Annotated in this window: 1 protein-coding gene; it reads left to right on the top strand. The window is 38.5% G+C overall.

The genetic code is table 11. The annotated features are described in order from the left end of the window. Positions 1-76 precede the first annotated feature (76 nt). The coding region (locus FK268_RS25875) for a Rho termination factor N-terminal domain-containing protein (protein ID WP_193560324.1) at positions 77-673 on the top strand (597 nt) is incomplete at its 3' end.

Genomic DNA, 673 nt, shown 5'->3' with positions numbered 1-673 from the left:
CTACAAAATAAACATATCTTATCTATTCTAAAAAGAATTTTAGAATCCTCTCTTATACTTTTTATAAAATCAATCTATGAATCTAACAGAACTAAAACAAAAAACAGCCCAAGAGCTAGTAGATATTGCCGAAGAAATGAATATCCATGGTCTGATGCGGGCGAAAAAGCATGAGCTCATCTTTGCCATTTTACAAGAACAAGCAGAAAAGGGGGGTGAGGTTATTGGTGATGGGGTGCTTGAAGTCCTTAATGATGGATACGGTTTTTTAAGAGGGGTAGATAGCTCCTTCTTAGCAGGGCCCGATGATGTCTATATCAGCCCTTCTCAAATAAGACGCTTCAATTTACGAACGGGCGATACCGTTTCTGGTGTTATTCGGGCGCCTAAGGATAATGAAAAATATTTTGCTTTAGTTAAAGTTAATGAGATTAACTATGAGCCGGTAAGTAAAAATCGTCGTAAAATCGCTTTTGAAAATTTAACACCGATTCATCCTAATGCGCCCTTAAAAATGGAGTTAGGAAATGGTTCGAGTGAAGATATTACCGCACGTTTAATGGATATTGTTGCCCCCATCGGTAAGGGGCAGAGAAGTATGATCGTCGCGCCACCTAAGGCGGGTAAAACGATTATGATGCAAAATATCGCTCAATCGATAGCAATTAATCAT

This window comes from Tsukamurella sputi, assembly GCF_007858445.1.
Classification (GTDB): Bacteria; Actinomycetota; Actinomycetes; order Mycobacteriales; family Mycobacteriaceae; genus Tsukamurella; species Tsukamurella sputi.
Note: the sequence above shows the minus strand (reverse complement) of the source record. Positions and strands in the feature narration are given on the sequence as shown.